Source organism: Burkholderia sp. ZZQ-2 (assembly GCF_050768715.1).
Lineage (GTDB): Bacteria > Pseudomonadota > Gammaproteobacteria > Burkholderiales > Burkholderiaceae > Burkholderia > Burkholderia cepacia.
This window is the reverse complement of record NZ_LDVA01000376.1, coordinates 1-1,187: the sequence shown is the minus strand read 5'-3', so window position 1 is coordinate 1,187 and position 1,187 is coordinate 1. Positions and strand designations below refer to the sequence as shown.

Sequence of the window (1,187 nt, the reverse complement as noted above, 5' to 3'; positions counted from 1 at the left end):
CCGCAGGGCGACGGCACGTACAAGGTGTTCGGCACGAAGATCTTCATCACGTGGGGCGAGCACGACATGGCGGACAACATCGTCCACCTGGTGCTGGCACGCACGCCGAACGCGCCGGAAGGCGTGAAGGGCATTTCGCTGTTCATCGTGCCGAAGTTCCTGGTGAACGAGGACGGCTCGCTGGGCGAACGCAACGACGTGCACTGCGTGTCGATCGAGCACAAGCTCGGGATCAAGGCGAGCCCGACGGCGGTGCTGCAATATGGCGATAACGGTGGCGCGATCGGCTATCTGATCGGCGAAGAAAACCGTGGCCTCGAATACATGTTCATCATGATGAACGCGGCGCGCTTCGGCGTCGGGATGCAGGGGATCGGCGTGGCCGACCGCGCGTACCAGAAGGCCGCGGAATTCGCGAAGGAACGCGTGCAGAGCCGCCCGGTGGACGGGTCGGCCAAGCAGTCGGTGACGATCATCCATCACCCGGACGTGCGCCGGATGCTCGGCACGATGCGCGCGCTGACCGAAGGTGCGCGCTCGCTGGCGTACGTGGCCGCGGCGCACAGCGACATTGCCCACCGCCATTCGGACGAGGCGACGCGGGCGCGTCATCAGGCAATCTACGAATATCTGGTGCCGGTCGTGAAGGGCTGGAGCACGGAGATGGTGAACGACGTGGCGAGCCTGGGCGTGCAGGTGCACGGCGGGATGGGTTTCATCGAGGAAACCGGCGCGGCGCAGTATTACCGCGATGCGCGGATCCTGGCGATCTACGAAGGCACGACGGCGATCCAGGCGAACGACCTGGTGGGCCGCAAGACGCTGCGCGACGGCGGCGCGGTGGCGAAGGCGCTGATCGCCGAAATCGGCGAGACTGTCGCGGCGCTGGGCAAGCTGGACGGTGCGGCGGCCGCGTCGATGAAGGTGCAACTGGAGAAGGGCGCGAAGGCGCTGTCGTCGGTGGTGGATTACGTGCTGGCGAACGCGAAGCAGGACCCGAATGCGGTGTTCGCGGGCAGCGTGCCGTACCTGAAGCTGGCGGGCGTGGTGCTGTGCGGATGGCAGATGGCGCGCGCGCTGGTGGCCGCGCAGGCGAACCGCGCGAGCGACCCGGCGTTCTTCGGCGCGAAGATCGCGATCGCGCAGCTCTATGCGGAGCAGGTGCTGGTGCAGGCAGGCGCGCTCGA

General features: G+C 67.0%; 1 protein-coding gene. It reads left to right on the top strand.

The window, feature by feature from the left end:
- Positions 1-1,187 (top strand): acyl-CoA dehydrogenase (locus ABY44_RS38340; RefSeq protein ID WP_431643568.1); only part of this gene is annotated, 1,187 nt, incomplete at both ends.